Raw genomic sequence first — 17,146 nt, forward strand, 5'->3', positions numbered from 1 at the left:
GTTTTCTTTCCACCAGTTTGCTGTATATTCATATCAAATTGTTATGGATTGGGGACATGACAGCACTATTAGACTTAGATTCTCTGCGAACTCTGGTAATGATTGCGGATACTGGGAGCTTCACAAGAGCAGCAGAAGAACTTGATAAAACGCAATCAGCGATTTCCATGCAAATGCGTCGCATGGAAGATAAGCTTGAGCGCACGGTCTTCCGGAGAGAAGGGCGGCACTCGAAACTGACAGAGGATGGCGAGCTACTGTTGCGCCATGCCCGTCAGATGCTGCGTTTGAATGACGAGACATTAGCTATGTTCTCGGAGCGCGAAGTGACCGGTAAGGTTCGTCTTGGTCTTGCGGAAGGCATTGACGAAACCAGAACCGCAAAGATTATCTTCGAGTTCTCTAAGAACAATCCAAAAGCTGAAGCATCCATCGTCTGCGCACCGGCAGCAGATCTTCGTAAGGCTTTGGGAGAAGGCAAACTGGATCTTGCCATCATCGGCAGCCTCGCAGATGAAGCCGAAGCTGGTGAGGGGAGTGTTCTTTCCAGCGAGCGTCTCGTTTGGGCAGCTGGCAGCAATTTCAAACTTGCCAGTGAAAGAGAATTGCCATTGGCTGTTGGTCTGGAACAATGCCGCATTCGAAAAGCTGCTGTTGAAGCGCTTGAGGATGATGAACGCGCATTCCGTATCCAATACAGTTCAAGCAATCCAGGTCTTGTTGAAATGACAGCAGCAAGCGGTATGGCGATCACAATTCAGCCGCGCTCATCTCTTGTTGCATCTGATGCTGGGCTGCTGGAACTGGAAGGCCTGCCGCAGCTACCAAACTACGTGGTCAAGCTGGTTCGCGGTAAGGAAAGCCATTTCAAAGCAGCAAACGCTTTGAGTGATTATCTGGCGAAGTCCTTTGAGAAAACAGCAGCCTCTGCCTGAGTGGCTTGCAAAGAATAAGTCCGAGTTATCGGAAAAGAAAAAGGGCCTGCGCAATGCAGGCCCTTTTCATATGTGGGTGATGAATTTTTGGCGGTTCAATTAGGGGTAGAGCCGCCAATTGAGGCTCCCACAAAAATTATGCGCGCTGGCGGCGCTTTTCCATTTCGGCGCAGCGGCGTTCGCTGGCGCGAATACGTAGATGCCAGCTTGGGTCTTTGCCATCGCCAGCAGAAAGCGCGCTGAAAACGTCATCACGAGTAATGCCGATGTCGTCCAGCATACGGTCTTCCAAGCGTGCAAGCTCAACCATTGCGCGACGATCCTGATAGTGTTTCCAGAGCTTTAGAGGCAAAGCTGTCAGCAGGTGCAACGTGTGAGCCAGCGTCAGTGGTTCAAAGGTGCCTGCATTAGCGCGATTTGGGTTGCGATATTCAGAAGGGGTAGGGAATGCAAGCGTCATGGTATCACTCTCCCGTTTGGATAGGCTGCTCTGGCCATCCATTGGAACTGGTATAGGGGGTTAAAAAAAGAGGGAACGGTGTCGTTCGATGCGTCAAATATCACCGAAAAGTTGTAGACAAACAAGAGAATGTTTTCGATTGAAATCCATTCAAGATCGTGATTGATTGATCATCGTTAAATGGGAGGGAGCCCATGCCTTATTCGATCGATGTTGATCAATTGAGAACATTTCTGGCCGTCGCAGAATTGGGAAGTTTTACCAAGGCTGGCGATGCCGTACATAAAACTCAGTCCGCTGTTTCCATGCAAATGAAGAAGCTTGAGGAGCGTATCGGACAACCAATATTTGTGAAAGACGGACGTAACTCAAGGATAACAGAACACGGAAGACGTCTTGTCGAATATGCGCGGCGCATGGTTGCTTTAAATGATGAAACGCTCTCTGCGTTTCATGAACCTGAGATCGCCGGACGAATCCGACTCGGGCTGCCAGATGACTACGCAGAACGACTGTTGCCACAAGTACTTGCAGCATTTAATCGGCTGAACCCTTGCATCAATTTGGATGTGGAATGTTCCAGCTCTAACGAAATTGGGCGACGAATCCAAAAGGGTGATCTGGACGTGGGAATTGTCACCAGCGGTGACTGTACCAGTGTACCAGGACAGATTGTGCGCCGTGAGCCTCTTCAATGGATTGGCTCTCGTGAGCATATCGTCCATGACCAGCGCCCATTGCGCCTTGCGGTTGGTCCAACAACTTGTTCATGGAGACAAGCCGGCGTTGCTGCGCTTGATCATTTGAATGTTCAGCATCAGGTGGTTTATACCAGCGCCAGCGCCGCAGCTCTTGCTGGTGCCGTGAATGCCGGACTGGCCATCGCAATCCTGCCAGCCAGTGCGTTGCGTCAGGGACAGCGTATTCTTGGAGAAAAAGAAGGCCTGCCACCACTGCCACCTTGCGACATCACCATCATCAGATCTCAAATGGCAATTGAGCCGGTTCATGATGCGCTTTGCCATCACATCGTGGCGTCCATTGGTAACGTCACGATGGAGTATAACGGAATGGAAACAGAAGCCGCTGAATAAGCGACTTCTCTACTGAAGTGCTTTAAGTCCGGTGGTTCAAAACGCCGGGCTTATTTTTTGGCAGAACGACTGAGCACGATCCAGTTCCCACCCAAAGCAAACATTAAGCCAAGAATGGATGTTGCAGTCCAGGTGTAACCTTCCATCGCAGTGGAAACGCCAAGCGCTACAATCGGGAACATCACTGTCGCATAGCCTGCGCGTGCAGAGCCGATCCGGCCCAGCAATGTCAGATAAGCTCCAAAGGCAACGATGGAACCGATGACCACCATATAAAGGAAGCTCCAGATAAACTCCGGCGTAAACGGAACCTCAAAGCTCGCACCTTGTAACAGCCCGTTCACACCAAGAAGAACAGTGCCGTACACCATACCCCATGCACTGGCTGAGATAACCGAGATCTTGTTTGCTGTCGCACGTGCAGAGACAATGTTGCCAAAACAGAAGCTCAAAGTTCCCAGAGCACACAGACCAAGCCCGCCCAACGCCGCGATATTCCAGGTACTGCCCGCAATTTCTTGATAGAACATCAGACAGATGCCGGAGAAACCAAGAACAGCCCCAACCACAAGCGCACGGCTTACCTTCTGTTTGAACAGAACGAAGCCAAGTACGATGTTGAACACGGATGCAAGCGAAAACACCACCGACAGCAAACCTGATGGCAGCTCTCGTGAGCCATGATAAAACAAAAGGAAGTTGGTTGAAAACAGCAGCAGACCAAGCCCTGCAAAGCTCAGGTGAGCCCGCAGCGGAAAGGCCATCTTATGGCCACCAAAGATGGCCCAGCCCCACATTAGGATTGTTGCAAACAGAAACCGCCAGAAAAGTGCAATCTCAGGAGTAATGACCGCCTGCAACTTCAAGGCGTACCAGCTGAAGCCCCACGCAAATACGGTTGTGCCATAAAGGGCGAGATCGAACATACTAAGTGCTTGAGGCTTTTGAGAAATAGCAATTCCTGCATCAACGTCGCTAGCACTTGTCATGAAATATTCCTGCCAATTCAAAGTGTTCCAAGCAACTTCCTGCATGAAATCGCGAGATGAAACAAATGAATAAACGTCATCTATTCATTTGAAAAACGAATGATTTAGAGGTCTATAGGTCAGTATTAGAGATTAAAGATGCCCCATTTGGGGCTGTAGCCATCTCTCAGGATCGCAATGATCTGTGGAGGCGTAATAAGAGTAACGTCCTCAGGCAACTTTCGGTCAGTCGCCGTATATCCCTCAAAGCTCCAGCTCCACCATTTACGGTTCCTCAGAGCATAAAACCTGTCGCCACAATGAACCACAGTACCTTCCGGCCAATCCTCGTGCGGATTGATCTGTGGAAGGGAAACTGGTGATTTCTTGTGCCCGCACCGTTGCGAATGCAAAACCAGATCCATTTCGTCAGAGCTTGGGGCCACCTCTAATCCTTCGCAGCATTTCCAATGCTCAGCAAAGCGCCGTGCATCCTCCTTGCGGCAGAAGAAACAAGGACGATGGCCCGCGGCCAGCGCAGTCACCTCGTCAAAGAAGAAGAGTTCCGTATAAAACTTGCCCCAGACATCGCGGTGCCAGTCTTTATAGGTGGTAGAGCAACACAGCCATCTGCGAGAGGCATGCGTTCGGCCAGTCAGCCTCTGCGTCTCTGAATCATGAATACGGCCACCACGATTGCCCATGAACATGCCACGGGCAGGGACAGCACACAGCTCACCATTGGGAGCAACACGGTTTTGCAAAGGCATAACAACAAGCTCATGTAAATAGAGAGCAGCTTTTGGCACACGAAAGAGCACAGCGCTGCAATAGGGAAAGATGACTGGAGTTAGGTTATCTGCTCAGTAGGAAGATGCCAAGAGCGGGGATCAAAAAGAAAATGCCGACCACATAGCTCGCGGCCACCACAAATCGGCGTGCACCCAAATCACCAACAAACTCGGCAAGGCGTACTGGCAGATAACGCGTGAATGGCAAACTGTAGATCAGCACAACACCCAGTACGTTATAGACCAGATGAACAATCGCGATCTCAAACGCCAGCTCTCGCTGACCAGTCACAGCAAATGCAGCCAGAATTGCTGTTAAACAAGTGCCAATATTTGCGCCAAGTGTGAACGGATAAACCTGCTTTGTTGTCAGAACACCAGAACCCGCCAGTGGAACAATAAGGCTGGTTGTTGCTGAAGATGACTGCAGCAGCAAGGTCGCGATCAGCCCTGTGAAAATGCCGGAGGATGGAGCGACAGACGTCATCGTCTCAGCCAGACGACGTGCATGTCCGGCAAGAAGCAACTTGAGCAGCTGGCTCACAAACGTGATGCTGATAACAATCATCACAAAACCAATTGCCGCAATCACGAGGCCGTTCCACGGTTGCGCCAGCCCATAGGCTAACTCACGGATTTCTCCAATGACGGGCTCGGTTAAGTAATTGACGAAGTTGAAGTTTGCGGTGATCAGATTGTCGGCAGGATCGAGCGCCGTAAAGAAATCACCAACAGCCATAGCGATCTTCTGCAAAAAGCCAAAGGCCAACTCCAGCGGTAGAAAGATCAGCAGGCAAATCAGGTTGAACGCATCGTGAACCGTTGCCGCACTAAAGGCGCGCCGGAAATCTGCACGATCTCGCGCATAACCAAGGCTCACGAATGTGTTGGTGAGTGTCGTTCCAAAGTTGGCGCCAATCACAATAGGAATGGCAATGGAGATCGGCATTCCTGCCGCGACCAGGCCAACCACAATGGACGTGGTGACAGAAGAACTCTGCACTAAAGATGTGGTGAGAACGCCAACCAGCACGCCTGCAATTGGATTGGTAGCATAGGAAAAAATCTGTTCGGCTGTCTGATGACCAATAGCAACAAAGCCCGCTTCAATGAGGCCAACAGCACAAAGAAGAAAATAGATAAGGAATCCAACAGAGATCCAGTTGAGCAAACTTATGCCCAGTGGCATGTGGTGCTCATCCTCAAGATAGGGCTCGTCGTTGTTCAGGGGATCTTTTTGCACCGACATATCCGTCTATAAAAGTTCACCACGACATTTAGCCGTATCTTCTAACACCAGTAGCACAACCTAGGAAATCACCAAGGCTTTCGTTGACCGCCTCTGCATTTGCAGGGTAAATACTCAAGCTAACTACGGTATTTTACAGGTCAATCACCTGCATCCTATTGCTCACTGATCGGCTAACTGTCAACATCTGCCGGGTGTGATTCTGCCAGATTTTTCTACGTGGTGGCCAAATTTTCCTTGGAGGGGACATACCCGATGATGAAGAGATTTAAACTAGCATTAGCAACTCTTGCTCTTTCTGTCTGTTTCGGAGCGGCAGCTTCCGCAACGGATCTGCCAGATCTGAAGGGCCGCACCGTTGTTGCCGTAACCGAAAATGCATACACACCTTTGAACTTTGCAGACCCCAAGACCGGTGAAGGCATCGGTTGGGAATATGACGCGTTCAACGAAATTGCGAAACGCCTCAACATGAAGGTCGACTGGCGCTTGGCCTCATGGGACAGCATGATTGAAGCTGTTCGTCAGGGCCAGTTTGATGTGGGCATGGATGGTATCACCATCAACGAAGAGCGTGAAAAGCAGATCGACTTCACCGATCCTTACATGACCTCCGAGATGTTCATGTTGGTGCGGGCCAATGAAGACCGCTTCGACAACTCAAAAGCTTTTGCTGATGATCCAGGCTTGTTGGTTGGCGCACAGCCGGGCACCACAAACTTCTACACCGCTGTTTATGCTGTGTTGGATGGCGATGAAAACAACAAGCGCATTCAGCTGTTCGAAACCTTTGGCGCTTCTGTTCAGGCACTGCGTGCTGATGATGTCGATATGGTGCTGATGGATGCAACTGCAGCAGCAGGCTACATGGGTGCATCGCCAGACAGCTTTAAAGTGGTTGGCGGTCCAATCGGCTCTGAAGACTTCGGCTTCATTCTAACACCGGGTTCTGATCTGCGCGAGCCGATCAACGCAGCACTCAACTCCATGCGCGAAGACGGCACTTTGGATACCCTGAACCAAAAATGGTTCTTCGACTATAAGTCCAAGAACTAACAATAACCTGGTTGATTTTGGCGGGTACTTGCGACCCGCCATTTTGTGTCTGGGTATTGCAGGAGCGTCGAAAGCGATTTTCGCATGCAAATACACCCAGCAATCTGCTTCTGGCATGACTACGGATTTCCGCATCTCTTCAGGAAATTCAAACGAGATTTAAAGGAAACGCGATGGGCATGCGTTCTGCCACAAGATCCCGGTTGAACAAGCTTCCATGGTGGTTGCTCGCATCATTTGTTCTCGCAGTTTTCTTTCTCTGGCTCATCGCCGCCAACGGTGATTATCGCCAGATCTTTGAGACCCTTCTCAGAGGCGTCGGCATCACGCTGTTTGTCACATTTGTTTCGTTCATCATCGCCAGCATTGTAGGACTCGTCATCGCATTAGGACGAGGGTCTAAACACCGTGCCATCCGCGAGTTGTGTTCGTTCTATACCGAGATCATGCGCGGCGTACCCATGCTGGTGCTGCTCTTCTACATTGCCTTTGTCGGTGCCCCACAAATGGTTGCAGCTTACAACTGGATCATGGGGCCGCTGATTGAATGGGAGATCGTCGACAAGCTGCGGGTGCGCGATCTTTCCATGCTTTGGCGTGCGATCATTGCGCTGTCCATCGGCTACTCTGCCTTCATTGCTGAGATTTTTCGCGCAGGTATTGAGAGCGTGGATGACGGTCAGCTTGAAGCTGGTCGGGCACTTGGCCTTTCCAGATGGCACACGTTCCGCTTCATCATCTGGCCGCAAGCGCTCAAGAACATCCTGCCGCCACTTGGAAATGACTTCATCGCACTCATCAAAGAAAGTGCGCTTGTCTCTGTGCTTGGTGTGCAAGACATCACCCAGCTTGGTAAAATCTATTCTGCCTCCACATTTCAGTTCTTCGAAACTTACAATGTGGTTGCGTATCTCTACCTCATCATGACAGTCTCGCTGTCTCTGGTCGTTCGCGGTCTGGAACAACGCATGAAACGAGCCTTTGAAAACGAAGCTTAGAACCTGTCCTTAAAAAGCCCACAGAGGTTTTCGGACGGGTTTCTACCAAACAATGATAAATGCAGCATGCCCAACAAAGAAGGCACAGCTGCTTATGACAGGAAGTTGGAATGACCGTTCTCGTTATTGAAAACTGCGAAAACGTAACGCTTGGCCTGCTGGGACAGGCGCTGGATGAAGCGAAAATGCCGATCGATCTGCGTGTCATGGCAGAAAGTGATCCTCTGCCATCAGACATCTCCAAATTCAGCGGGCTTGTTGTTTTAGGCGGTTTGCAACATGCCAGAGCAGATGAAGAGTTCCCATTCCTGAAAGGCGTTTGCGACACGATCCTTGCATTTCACGAAGCTGATAAGCCGGTGATGGGCATCTGCCTCGGGAGCCAGTTGATTGCACGCGCATTCGGCGGCGAGAACATTTTAGGCAATCCGGTGGAAGCTGGCTGGCTGCCACTGCAAGTCTCCGAGCAAGGCAAACAAGATCCGGTCATCTCCGCCTTCGAGGAAGACGACCACATCTTCATCCTGCACACTGACACTTACACTCTGCCAAAAGACGCCGTACATCTGGCATCCAGCGAGATGACACCCAATCAGGCCTTCAAAATGGGCCGCGCTACATACGCCATCCAGTTCCATTTCGAGTGCTCTGTCGATCAGGTGAACCATTGGAACGGCTGCTTCCATGGCCCAATCAATGAACTGGTGCCGCACTGGAACGAAATTCTGGAAGAGCAAGGACCAAAATTCGGCCCAAGAGCCGACGCGTTGGGGCTGGAAATCTCCCGCCGCTGGATTGCTCTGCTGTAAGAAGGGCGAGTAGCAAGAAAGTGCTTGTGCCTCAGTAAGCTCAATTAGAAAAAAATGACAGGAAAGCCCCCGCAGAAAACTGCGAGGGCTTGAAGCCTTCGATTATTCAGCAGGCCATTTCATCTCGCCCATCACCACCTTGGCTCCAAGAGCAAGGTCACTGGTTCTGCGCTCTTCCAGTGCTGGAAACTCTGTCTTCATGAGCGACACCAGCTCATCAGAGTTTGTTGCAAGAGCTGCATTTTTTTCAACCGCAGCCACATAGGCCTTGGTAAAGGCGATAGAACCCACCGTCTGGCTGTTGGTGTTACCAAGAAAATGCCCAGGGATCACACGTTTCGGGTTCAGAGCAAGAAGATCATCAAGACTCTTCTGCCAATCCTTACGCTTCTCTGAGGTCGGATTATCAGCCTGCCATATATGAGAATTGTCATAGACCAGCACACCGCCAACCACAGTACGCTCTGAAGGAACCCAAAGACTAGTGTGGGACGGGTCGTGTCCATCAAGACCAACAATCTCAACTGGAGTTCCATCCACCTCAAAGTTGTTGCCATCAATGACCTTAGGAACGATCAACTCCTGTGGTGCATCATCTTTCAGGATCGGTCCCCAATAAGCAAACTTGCCCTCAATGGTGGCTTTGATCTTCTCTACCGTCGGCTGCGTGGCAACGATCTTCGCATCAGGGTAGGCCGCATGAAGCGCATCCAGACCGAAATAGTAATCAGGATCACCATGACTGATGTAAATCGATGTCAGCGTCTTGCCACTTTCCTTAATGATTGAAATTAAGTTCCGGGCATCGCGGCGCTGAAACTGCGCATCCACCAAAACCGCTTCCCTTGGGCCTTCAATCAACACTGAGGTAACTGGGAACAAACCCTCATCACCCGGATTGTAGACCTCAAAGGTGAGGGCAGCAGTATCCTGAGCATAGGTAGCAACAGGCATAAGAGTAGCGGTTGCTGCAAGGCTTGCAGCAAGAGCAAAAGACTTTATCATTTGTTTTCCTTGGGGTTAAAGAGCAGGAGTGTCCTGCTGAATGCTGTGAGAGAAGTTGTTCAAAGCTTCCGTTAGTTGCTCGTAAGAGCCGTAAAGCAGATCAGTGGGCAGCAGCACGCGCTCACCGAACATGTCTGCAACAAGTGTTGGCACACCACGCGCACCCATCTGGTTTAAAACCACCTGTCCATAAGCAACGCGCTGTGAAGTCTCCGCCTCAACAGACGTCATATGGTCTTGAAGCAGAGTGGCAGCATCTACAAAACCTGCACCGGAAAGCAGATCCAGCAGGATGGAAAGGTCGGTGATGTCTTTGCCTTCCACATACCGGGCATCTTGGATGAGCTTCAGCGCCTCTGGCCCTCTCGCTGGTTCCACGATTGAGCATGCTGTCATGGCAAGTGTCGCAAATGTTGAGTCTAGCGTTTGTCTCTCACCATTTAGAATCTGGCTTTGATAGGCCCGGCTAAATGTCTGCCCTGTCAGCCTCGCAATCTTCTGGTCACTGGCCCACGCATAAGATGCAAAAGAATGGTCCAGAGGGCGAGCTCCAGCACCGCTAAACAAGCCCGCTGGTAACATTTCAACCTCGTAGTCCTTCTCCAGATCTGCCAGTCTGGGAGCTGCACCGTAACACCACCCACATAGCGGATCGTAGATGTAGAGGAATGAGTGCGTCATAAGTTTCTCCTTGTTGCAGGGGAACCTAGGACAACTTGACTATCTGTAGAATATAGATAATTTCGACATACTGTCTGTAAAATAGAGACAATTAGTATGAGCCTCTACAATCTCAACCGCCTCCGCCATTTTGTTGAAGTCGTCGAAAGTGGCTCCTTCACCGCAGCAGCGAAAAAGCTCGGCCTGGGAAAAGCCATCGTCAGCCACCAAGTCGCAAAGCTGGAAGAAGAGCTCGGCGCAGCCCTACTGGTGCGCACAACACGCTCTCTTCAAGTGACAGAAGCAGGGCAGCGGTTTTATGAAAACGCCGCAGAAATTCTCGATCAGGCAGAACGAGCAGTGCAGGAACTCCAGCATGAACAAGAGGTTCCCAGCGGTTTGCTCACAGTGACAGCGCCAGAAGATTATGGCCAGTGCGTCGTCGCCAAAGCGCTCATGCGATTGAGGGTAAAATATCCAAAAATCAGGGTCAATGCGGTCTTCACGGATGAAAAGTTGGACCAGCTTAAAGAGAAAATAGATGTCTCCATCCGCGTTGGTTGGTTGGAAGACAGCTTTGCTATCGCAAGGAAAATAGGCAGTTTCCAGCAGTTTACTGTGGCCTCACCGCAATATGTTGAAGCGATGGGACCGGTCTCAACACCAACCGATCTGCAAGATAAAGACTGGATCTACCACTGCAAGCTACCTGCGGGAATATCGTGGCGAACAGCTGAAGGGGAGGAGGTGCAATTTGTACTCCAAAATCCGCCGATCACAGTCTGGAACACACTGACTTCGCACGCATGTGCTCTCAGTCACGGCGGTCTGTGTCTCCTCCCGTCCTTTCAGGTCCGCGAAGATCTGGCATCAGGTCGTTTGCAACGGGTTTTGCCGGACTGGCACCATAAGGAAGGCGGAATTTACGCGCTCTTCCCAAACAGCCGCTTTCGCCCAGCCAAGACCAGGGTGTTTGTAGAAGAGCTGATAAAGACGCACAAAGAGGCTCGCGATGTATTTTGAGAAGGTCGCTGACGCTAAACCCAAGTCTTCTGGTGCAGTTGGCACATCCGGTTGATCAACCATTTACAGGCAGGTGCCTGCGCCTGCTGTTTGCCCCAGACAAGAGAGACCTTGTTGAGAATAGCATTTTGCTGAAAATCATAGGAAAGCTCTTTCAGCGCACCAGCCTTCACCTCATCATCCACCATCTGCGCAGGCAACTCTGCCCAGCCCACACCACCATGCACCATGGTGTGTGCCACGCGCGGATTATCTGTAATCAGCAGATGAGGCCCTTTCTGACGTGAAAACTCAGGCGAGTTTCGGTCAGTCTCTGTCCCAGAAATAATCTGTCTGTACCCGCGCAAGTCCACCAACCGGACTTCCTTCAGTTCGGCGAGAGGATGGTCCTTGTGGCAAACCGGAATTCGGCGCTCAAATCCAAGCCCACGGAAGTGGTAGCCTTCCTTGTAAGGGTGCCGCTCGATAATAATCCCCAGTTGAGCGCTCTCTTCCGTCAGCCTGGAAAATACATCACCAAAAGAGGTGGTTTGGACATGCAACTCTACCTTCGGAAACTGCTTGTCGAAATCATGAAAAACCTGATTAATCTCAGAAACATAGGTCCCATACTCAAACACCACTTTGAGGCTGCCTTCCGCCCCTTCACAAAGGGCGCCAGCCTTCACAAGCAAGTCCTGCCTGCTCTGCAAAATGGATCTTGCATAATCCAGTAAGGAAACACCCGAGACAGTCAGCTCTGCACGGTAACTGCTGCGATCAAAAAGATCGGAGCCAAGATCAATCTCCAGATTGGAAATCGCAGCACTTACAGCGGATTGAGCCTTACCCAACCGTCGTGCCGCAGCAGAAAACGATCCTAACTCTGCGGCAGTCACAAACGCTTCCAACTGATCAACACTGGGCATCCAACCTCAACACGATCTGAAATTCTGATGGAGTTCAACTTTACTGCATAGGTCAAACTGATCTTTATGTCACCCAAATTTGCAAACTGAGAGGAATGACCATGCGAAAAATAATCGGGCTGGCAACCGCAACAATGATTGGCTCACTCATGACGTCAGGGCTCGCCATGGCAGAAACGATGCCGTGCGAAACCAAACTGCCAATCGACATCCCCTCCAATTGCGATGCCATCAAGGTTATTAAACCAATCGAAAAACTGGAGAACTTTCGCCCACTAACCACGCCGAAAAATGGCCCGGCTTTAAAGCCGCAAACAGTCTTTCGCTCTGACCAACTGGACAACCTGACAAAAGCTGATCAGGAAAAACTCAGCGCATTGGGCATTGAGACCATTGTGGATTTGCGTGCTCCGGATGAACTGGAGAAACACCCGAACAAACATATTTCAACAGTAGACTTCAACATCAATCTGCCAATTGGCTCAGACCCGGCAGACGTTAAAAAAATCATGCCTTTAGATGTTGCCTCGCAAATTGGTCCTTTATGGTTCAGCGGAAAGTTTGATGAGATTGACCAACTGCTGAAAGACCATAATGTAGACCTCTACAACACCCGGATTGATCGCTATAAGGACTTCGCCCGTAAGTTTACACCGCAGATCTCCCGCTTCATGCATGTGTTGTTGGAAGAACAGAACTACCCATTGGTGTTCCACTGCGCAGGCGGCAAAGACCGAACCGGTTATGTGGCAGCTGTACTGATGTTGTCTCTGGGCTTTTCTGAGGAAGACGTCATGTGCGACTACCTCACCACCAATCTCTACACTTATGATGAACTGAGCAAGTTAGTCGCGGACGGCCCGCATTCTCTCCGTCCGGCTTTCGGTGCACATAAAGAGCAGATCACGGCTGCGCTGCAAGCGGTGAAAGAAGACTACGGCAGCTTTGACACCTACCGCCGCGAAGCATTGGGCATTTCTGACGAAGAACTGGCCCACATCAAAAAGAACCTGCTGGCAGACCCAAGTTAAAGGCCTCCCAGCACCCCTCGTGCTGCCTTCCCCCAACGTTGGCGGCACGAGGTTTCTCTTAAACGAAAGAGAAGCACTCTACGCACCTCCTCGTTGATGATTGTGTGCTTGCAAGTCTGTACCGATTGTCTCCAATTTGAAAGTAAATCAGGACATTCAGGAAAGTTTTCATTTGAGGGAGCGTAGTAGTCTGGCGGCCCGTTAGGAATAAAGGCGTTTACTTTCCAAAAAAATGCGGATGGGAGGGATGCGCAAATGTTGTCGGAGTTGATCTATGTCCCCGCAAACGTTGAACAAACAAGAGCACAAATGGGCCAGTGACATGGCGCGCCATCTTAACCTGAACTTTGTGGAAGAGGTGAATGCTCCTATTGATCCAGGGGAAGAGCTTGCTGCCTTGGAAAAAACAGCAGAATACTTGTTTGCAAATACGGACCTCGTAAAGCACCAAAGCGCAGTCTTCTTATCATTCAAAAAGGCAGGTCAATCTGCTCGCTCAGGTATTGCAAGTGCGAAGAAGGATTTTAAAGGCCGCAAAACTCAAAACGCACAGGCAAGGATCACAAAGGTTAAAGAGAACATCGCCTCTATGGAGCAACTCATTACAGTTGCCAAATCTAACCAGATAGGTTTAGAGGCGCAGCTACCTTGGGTGAAAGAAGACCTCGCGCAACTGGCACTCGAGTTACCTATTGTTGACAGCCTTGCCATTGCCAAGAAAATCCCGAGCAAAAAGCACAAGAAATTCCTCAGTCTTGATCAGGAAGCCAGCGGCCTTATTAGTGAAGCAGAGACGCTTTGCGCAAACTTTCAGGTGGATGCTGCGAACAAGATCCTGAAGAAACTCAATAAGACGCTTCAGAGCTATCAGAAGGAAGTCGATTGGCTGCATGCTCTGCCCGAAGTTACTGGCGTCGGAGCTAGCGAAAACCCACATGTTTCCAAACTCGACAAACTTGCTGCTGCATTTATGCGAAAAAAGACTCAGGAGCATAAAGTCGAGCTGGTCAAAGCTGAGCCGGATGAGAAGACGAAGGCTTTTCTTGAGACTTGGAACAGAGAGAACTTCTCTGATCCTTCCGAAAGGCTCGATCTCCAAAAAAGAGGTGGCTGCAAAGCACCCTTCAAGTTCATCGTTCGAACAGGTTCAATGGATGATTTTATCAATCAAAAGGGTTGTTTCTCTGCTCAGGGAGCTGAGTATCTGGAGAACAAGGATGCCATTTGTACGTCTGTCGTGACAGACGAAAAATGCTTTGTTTACGGCGCCTTCGGCGTCATCTTGGATGTCCCGCCACAAAACGTTCTGGTCTCTAGTCCTGATGATCTTATGAGTGAACTCAACATTGGGCGCAAAGATAAAAAGGACAGAATGGTCAACGTCACACAAGAGCAAAATGAAAAGCTTCTTGATGTGCCAGACCACGTTCGCAACGGTTACTTGAAGAATGAGCTGGACAGATACCAGTATGACAAACGTCAGCAGAACGTTGATGACTTGATGGACAACACCTACTATGCGCATAACGAAGTGATTGTTTCATCCAAGGACGGCATTCAGCATAAACAAGGCGTAGACGCAACTGAGCCTGTCAAGATTAATGGTATTTTCCTCATAGACGCTGAACCTTCGCCCGACACCATTGCGTTTCAGGAATTTGAAGGCAAAAAGGCCCTGACCAAGGAAGAAAAATACCAGATCTTCATGGAACACGCCGAAAAAGTAGCCAAAAACCTCGGCGTACCGATCCTGTTTTTAGATGGTGAGAGCACGATGGCTTAATCATCTTAGAACAGGTTAACTACTAGATGTTGGCTCTGCCAGCACCCATAGTGCGGTGTAACCTTCCACGAAACGTAATGTACTGCGTCCCAGCATAAGTGGACAAACATAAAAAGCCCGGCGCGTCTGTACCGGGCTCTTCAATCTTATAAAATCTAGTCAGCTTACTGGCAGAGGCTCTTGCCAACGCAATTCAGGTCTTCGCAAGCTTCTTTCAGGCGTTCAACAATGCCGAGCTCACCTTCACGCAGCCATTTGCGTGGGTCGTAAGCCTTCTTCGTTGGAGCACCAGTTTCCGGGTCGATCTGGTATTTGAAAGCATTTGCGTTTGCTTCCACATACGCACCAACCTTTTCAGAGAAGGCGAACTGTGTGTCGGTGTCGATGTTCATTTTGAACACGCCATAGTTCAGGCTCTCTGTGATCTTGGATTTCTCAGAACCGGATCCACCGTGGAACACAAGTGCCAGCGGGTTTGCACCAAGGCTGTGAGTTTCGCTGACCAGCTTCTGGCTTTCACGCAGAATTTCAGGGCGCAGCTTCACGTTACCTGGCTTGTAAACGCCGTGCACGTTACCAAAGGACGCAGCAACAGAGAAATGGCCAAGCGGGTTCAGACGGTCATAAGCCTGCAGAACGTCTTCAGGCTGGGTGTAGAGCTTCGGATTGTCTGCACCAATGTCATCATCAGAACCGATACCGTCTTCTTCGCCACCAGTCACGCCCAGCTCAATCTCAAGGCTCATTTCCAGCGGAGCCATCATCTTCAGCAGGCGTTCGCTTTCAGACAGGTTAAACTCGATGTCTTCTGCAGAAAGATCCAGCATGTGGGAGGAGAACAGTGGCTTGCCATTTGCCTTGTAGAATGCCTCACCGTGTTTGATGAGCTCTTCCAGCCAAGGGATCAGGCTCTTGTCTGCATGGTCGGTGTGCAACACAACGCCAACACCGTAATGCTCTGCCAGAAGGTGCACGTGCTGAGCTGCAGCAACTGCCCCAAGCACTTTTGCCTGGAAGCTGTCCTTGATGCCTTTACCGGCATAGAACTGCGCACCACCGTTGGAGAGCTGAACGATAATATCTGTATTGTTTGCAGCTGCTGCTTCAAGAACTGCGTTGATGGAGTCCGTTCCAACAACGTTGACCGCAGGCAAGGCGAACTTACCTTCGCGGCATGCTTCAATCAGGGTTTTATAGTCTTCACCAAAGATGACGCCCGGCTTGAGCTTTCCCATTTTTATAGGCTCCTGTGTAACAGCAGATAGGGGAGACAAAGTGCCTCACACTGTGAACTGGCAACAAAGCCGGACCATGGCCTTGGCCAGTTGCCGCGCACACTACTCAGCAATACGCAGAACTACAACATTTGTAAGGGCATTCTGAGGAATTTAATGGATTTAGGAGGCAAATCACTGGCCTTAAGCAGTATTTCCCGTCATGCAGAATTTGTGTTTTTCACAAGCAGCACCGGGAACCACAATCCCTGCGCAAGGTTTGGTGACGACCTCGGGGAATCAGAGGATGGACTGACCTGCCATCACACGGGCACTCAAGCCAATCGGCATGGACTGAGTATCACCTGCCAGAATCTCTAAAACAGGTCTGAGTTCAATAGCCGAGCCATAGCGGCGCAAATGGGTGGAAAGCTCCATCAGGAGCGCCAGATCTGTCGAGACAAGCGTACCAGCCCCACAAGAGCGCACCGCATGCAGCAAACCGCTCAAATCACCTGGACCCAGTTCAGGGGAGATCGTTCCCTCTGGAGCGCCTTTGACCTGAGAAGCACAGATCTGCGGCAGGTCAATAACGCCCACTTGCTCCATCTGACCCAGCAGAGTGCGGGAAGCCACCTGACTGCCAAACAGATTTGGCGCGTCTGACACATCCAGAAACGCGACCTTACCTGCAAAGCCTTGCAAGCTCTGCCCATACTCCGGCGCAGCCAGCAACAGATCAGAGACTTCAAAGCACTTACGCGTAAACTTGGCGGTGATCTTCGTGAGTTCTTCAGACTGCTCGGAAAGCAGTGGCGCATAGGCCCGCTCAAACACCTTGGCGCAAAAAGGAGAAAGCACAGCCACATAGTCGTAATGACCAAACTGAGAAATCACCTCCTTCGCCATATCCCGTGCATCATCCAGTTCATTGGAACGTAGCGACACAAGTCCGCAACAACTCTGAATGCTGGGTGCTTCAACCTCATAACCGGCTCTTTCCAGCAGAAGAACTGCAGCTTTTATAAGGGAAGGGCGAAAGAGATTGGTAGTACAGGAAACAAACAAACCGACCCGGGCATCCTTCTTGTATTTGGGGCGTCTTGGTCGGGCCATAAGAGGAGAAGTCCTGCAGTTTCTGAGCAATGCATAAATGAAATCG

The 17,146-nt window shown here is 50.4% G+C and carries 17 protein-coding genes; 8 read left to right on the forward strand and 9 right to left on the reverse strand.

Annotated elements, in window-relative coordinates; all coding sequences use genetic code 11:
• Positions 1-56: 56 nt before the first annotated feature.
• Positions 57-935, forward strand: a complete 879-nt coding sequence (locus PsAD13_RS07705) for a LysR family transcriptional regulator (RefSeq protein WP_063287123.1) — start codon at positions 57-59, stop codon at positions 933-935.
• A 136-nt stretch (positions 936-1,071) separates the two neighbouring features.
• On the opposite strand, the gene PsAD13_RS07710 is transcribed toward PsAD13_RS07705, so the two are convergent.
• On the reverse strand, positions 1,072-1,395 hold the full coding sequence (locus PsAD13_RS07710; protein WP_057463768.1) for a DUF1127 domain-containing protein: 324 nt from the start codon (positions 1,393-1,395) through the stop codon (positions 1,072-1,074).
• Positions 1,396-1,589: 194 nt separating this feature from the next.
• On the opposite strand from PsAD13_RS07710, the gene PsAD13_RS07715 reads away from it, so the two are divergent.
• Positions 1,590-2,489 carry a LysR substrate-binding domain-containing protein gene (locus tag PsAD13_RS07715; RefSeq protein ID WP_057463767.1) on the forward strand — a complete coding sequence of 300 codons (900 nt, stop codon included), beginning with the start codon at positions 1,590-1,592 and terminating at the stop codon, positions 2,487-2,489.
• Positions 2,490-2,539: 50 nt separating this feature from the next.
• On the opposite strand, the gene PsAD13_RS07720 is transcribed toward PsAD13_RS07715, so the two are convergent.
• The 3 genes from PsAD13_RS07720 to PsAD13_RS07730 form a co-directional block, all read right to left on the reverse strand.
• Positions 2,540-3,478, reverse strand: a complete 939-nt coding sequence (locus tag PsAD13_RS07720; RefSeq protein WP_063317788.1) for an EamA family transporter — start codon at positions 3,476-3,478, stop codon at positions 2,540-2,542.
• A 125-nt stretch (positions 3,479-3,603) separates the two neighbouring features.
• A complete protein-coding gene (locus PsAD13_RS07725) occupies positions 3,604-4,227 on the reverse strand; it encodes a hypothetical protein (RefSeq protein ID WP_063317959.1) in 624 nt (207 codons plus the stop codon).
• A gap of 85 nt (positions 4,228-4,312) precedes the next feature.
• Positions 4,313-5,497, reverse strand: coding sequence for a Na/Pi symporter (locus PsAD13_RS07730; protein WP_193757737.1), 1,185 nt, complete (start codon positions 5,495-5,497; stop codon positions 4,313-4,315).
• A gap of 255 nt (positions 5,498-5,752) precedes the next feature.
• Between PsAD13_RS07730 and PsAD13_RS07735 the strand changes: the two genes are divergently transcribed.
• From PsAD13_RS07735 to PsAD13_RS07745, 3 genes are all read left to right on the forward strand, one after another.
• Positions 5,753-6,553, forward strand: coding sequence for a transporter substrate-binding domain-containing protein (locus PsAD13_RS07735; RefSeq protein WP_063317789.1), 801 nt, complete (start codon positions 5,753-5,755; stop codon positions 6,551-6,553).
• 173 nt (positions 6,554-6,726) lie between these two features.
• Positions 6,727-7,551, forward strand: coding sequence for an amino acid ABC transporter permease (locus PsAD13_RS07740; RefSeq protein ID WP_063302493.1), 825 nt, complete (start codon positions 6,727-6,729; stop codon positions 7,549-7,551).
• 110 nt (positions 7,552-7,661) lie between these two features.
• Complete coding sequence (locus PsAD13_RS07745) at positions 7,662-8,360, forward strand: type 1 glutamine amidotransferase (RefSeq protein ID WP_063317790.1); 699 nt, start codon at positions 7,662-7,664, stop codon at positions 8,358-8,360.
• 102 nt (positions 8,361-8,462) lie between these two features.
• Here PsAD13_RS07745 and PsAD13_RS07750 read toward each other — a convergent pair whose 3' ends face one another.
• Entirely contained in the window at positions 8,463-9,365 is a 903-nt protein-coding gene (locus tag PsAD13_RS07750) for an MBL fold metallo-hydrolase (protein ID WP_063317791.1), read from the reverse strand.
• Between the two features lie 15 nt (positions 9,366-9,380).
• A complete protein-coding gene (locus PsAD13_RS07755; protein ID WP_063317792.1) occupies positions 9,381-10,046 on the reverse strand; it encodes a DsbA family protein in 666 nt (221 codons plus the stop codon).
• Between the two features lie 96 nt (positions 10,047-10,142).
• Here PsAD13_RS07755 and PsAD13_RS07760 point away from each other — a divergent pair, with 96 nt between their 5' ends.
• Positions 10,143-11,048, forward strand: a complete 906-nt coding sequence (locus PsAD13_RS07760; RefSeq protein ID WP_063317793.1) for a LysR family transcriptional regulator — start codon at positions 10,143-10,145, stop codon at positions 11,046-11,048.
• Between the two features lie 14 nt (positions 11,049-11,062).
• Here the strand turns inward: PsAD13_RS07760 and PsAD13_RS07765 are convergent, their stop codons facing one another.
• Complete coding sequence (locus PsAD13_RS07765; protein WP_057463758.1) at positions 11,063-11,956, reverse strand: LysR family transcriptional regulator; 894 nt, start codon at positions 11,954-11,956, stop codon at positions 11,063-11,065.
• A gap of 101 nt (positions 11,957-12,057) precedes the next feature.
• On the opposite strand from PsAD13_RS07765, the gene PsAD13_RS07770 reads away from it, so the two are divergent.
• Together PsAD13_RS07770 and PsAD13_RS07775 are read left to right on the forward strand one after the other, a co-directional pair.
• Entirely contained in the window at positions 12,058-12,987 is a 930-nt protein-coding gene (locus PsAD13_RS07770; RefSeq protein ID WP_208986493.1) for a tyrosine-protein phosphatase, read from the forward strand.
• 274 nt (positions 12,988-13,261) lie between these two features.
• Positions 13,262-14,770 (forward strand): hypothetical protein, encoded by a 1,509-nt coding sequence (locus PsAD13_RS07775; RefSeq protein WP_063317795.1) that lies wholly within the window; start codon positions 13,262-13,264, stop codon positions 14,768-14,770.
• Positions 14,771-14,934: 164 nt separating this feature from the next.
• On the opposite strand, the gene fbaA is transcribed toward PsAD13_RS07775, so the two are convergent.
• The gene (gene fbaA, locus PsAD13_RS07780; RefSeq protein WP_063287135.1) at positions 14,935-16,005 is read right to left on the reverse strand and encodes a class II fructose-bisphosphate aldolase; all 1,071 of its coding nucleotides are present in this window, start codon (positions 16,003-16,005) and stop codon (positions 14,935-14,937) included.
• Positions 16,006-16,284: 279 nt separating this feature from the next.
• Positions 16,285-17,100, reverse strand: coding sequence for a (Fe-S)-binding protein (locus PsAD13_RS07785; RefSeq protein ID WP_063317796.1), 816 nt, complete (start codon positions 17,098-17,100; stop codon positions 16,285-16,287).
• Between the last annotated feature and the right edge of the window lie 46 nt (positions 17,101-17,146).

Origin of the sequence: Pseudovibrio sp. Ad13, from assembly GCF_001623225.1 — a bacterium.
GTDB lineage: Bacteria > Pseudomonadota > Alphaproteobacteria > Rhizobiales > Stappiaceae > Pseudovibrio.

Coding starts and splice junctions, on each gene's coding strand:
- PsAD13_RS07705 (WP_063287123.1), top strand. CDS start 57: ATGACAGCACTATTAGACTTAGATTCTCTGCGAACTCTGGTAATGATT.
- PsAD13_RS07710 (WP_057463768.1), bottom strand. CDS start 1,395: ATGACGCTTGCATTCCCTACCCCTTCTGAATATCGCAACCCAAATCGC.
- PsAD13_RS07715 (WP_057463767.1), top strand. CDS start 1,590: ATGCCTTATTCGATCGATGTTGATCAATTGAGAACATTTCTGGCCGTC.
- PsAD13_RS07720 (WP_063317788.1), bottom strand. CDS start 3,478: ATGACAAGTGCTAGCGACGTTGATGCAGGAATTGCTATTTCTCAAAAG.
- PsAD13_RS07725 (WP_063317959.1), bottom strand. CDS start 4,227: ATGCCTTTGCAAAACCGTGTTGCTCCCAATGGTGAGCTGTGTGCTGTC.
- PsAD13_RS07730 (WP_193757737.1), bottom strand. CDS start 5,497: ATGTCGGTGCAAAAAGATCCCCTGAACAACGACGAGCCCTATCTTGAG.
- PsAD13_RS07735 (WP_063317789.1), top strand. CDS start 5,753: ATGATGAAGAGATTTAAACTAGCATTAGCAACTCTTGCTCTTTCTGTC.
- PsAD13_RS07740 (WP_063302493.1), top strand. CDS start 6,727: ATGGGCATGCGTTCTGCCACAAGATCCCGGTTGAACAAGCTTCCATGG.
- PsAD13_RS07745 (WP_063317790.1), top strand. CDS start 7,662: ATGACCGTTCTCGTTATTGAAAACTGCGAAAACGTAACGCTTGGCCTG.
- PsAD13_RS07750 (WP_063317791.1), bottom strand. CDS start 9,365: ATGATAAAGTCTTTTGCTCTTGCTGCAAGCCTTGCAGCAACCGCTACT.
- PsAD13_RS07755 (WP_063317792.1), bottom strand. CDS start 10,046: ATGACGCACTCATTCCTCTACATCTACGATCCGCTATGTGGGTGGTGT.
- PsAD13_RS07760 (WP_063317793.1), top strand. CDS start 10,143: ATGAGCCTCTACAATCTCAACCGCCTCCGCCATTTTGTTGAAGTCGTC.
- PsAD13_RS07765 (WP_057463758.1), bottom strand. CDS start 11,956: ATGCCCAGTGTTGATCAGTTGGAAGCGTTTGTGACTGCCGCAGAGTTA.
- PsAD13_RS07770 (WP_208986493.1), top strand. CDS start 12,058: ATGCGAAAAATAATCGGGCTGGCAACCGCAACAATGATTGGCTCACTC.
- PsAD13_RS07775 (WP_063317795.1), top strand. CDS start 13,262: ATGTCCCCGCAAACGTTGAACAAACAAGAGCACAAATGGGCCAGTGAC.
- fbaA (WP_063287135.1), bottom strand. CDS start 16,005: ATGGGAAAGCTCAAGCCGGGCGTCATCTTTGGTGAAGACTATAAAACC.
- PsAD13_RS07785 (WP_063317796.1), bottom strand. CDS start 17,100: ATGGCCCGACCAAGACGCCCCAAATACAAGAAGGATGCCCGGGTCGGT.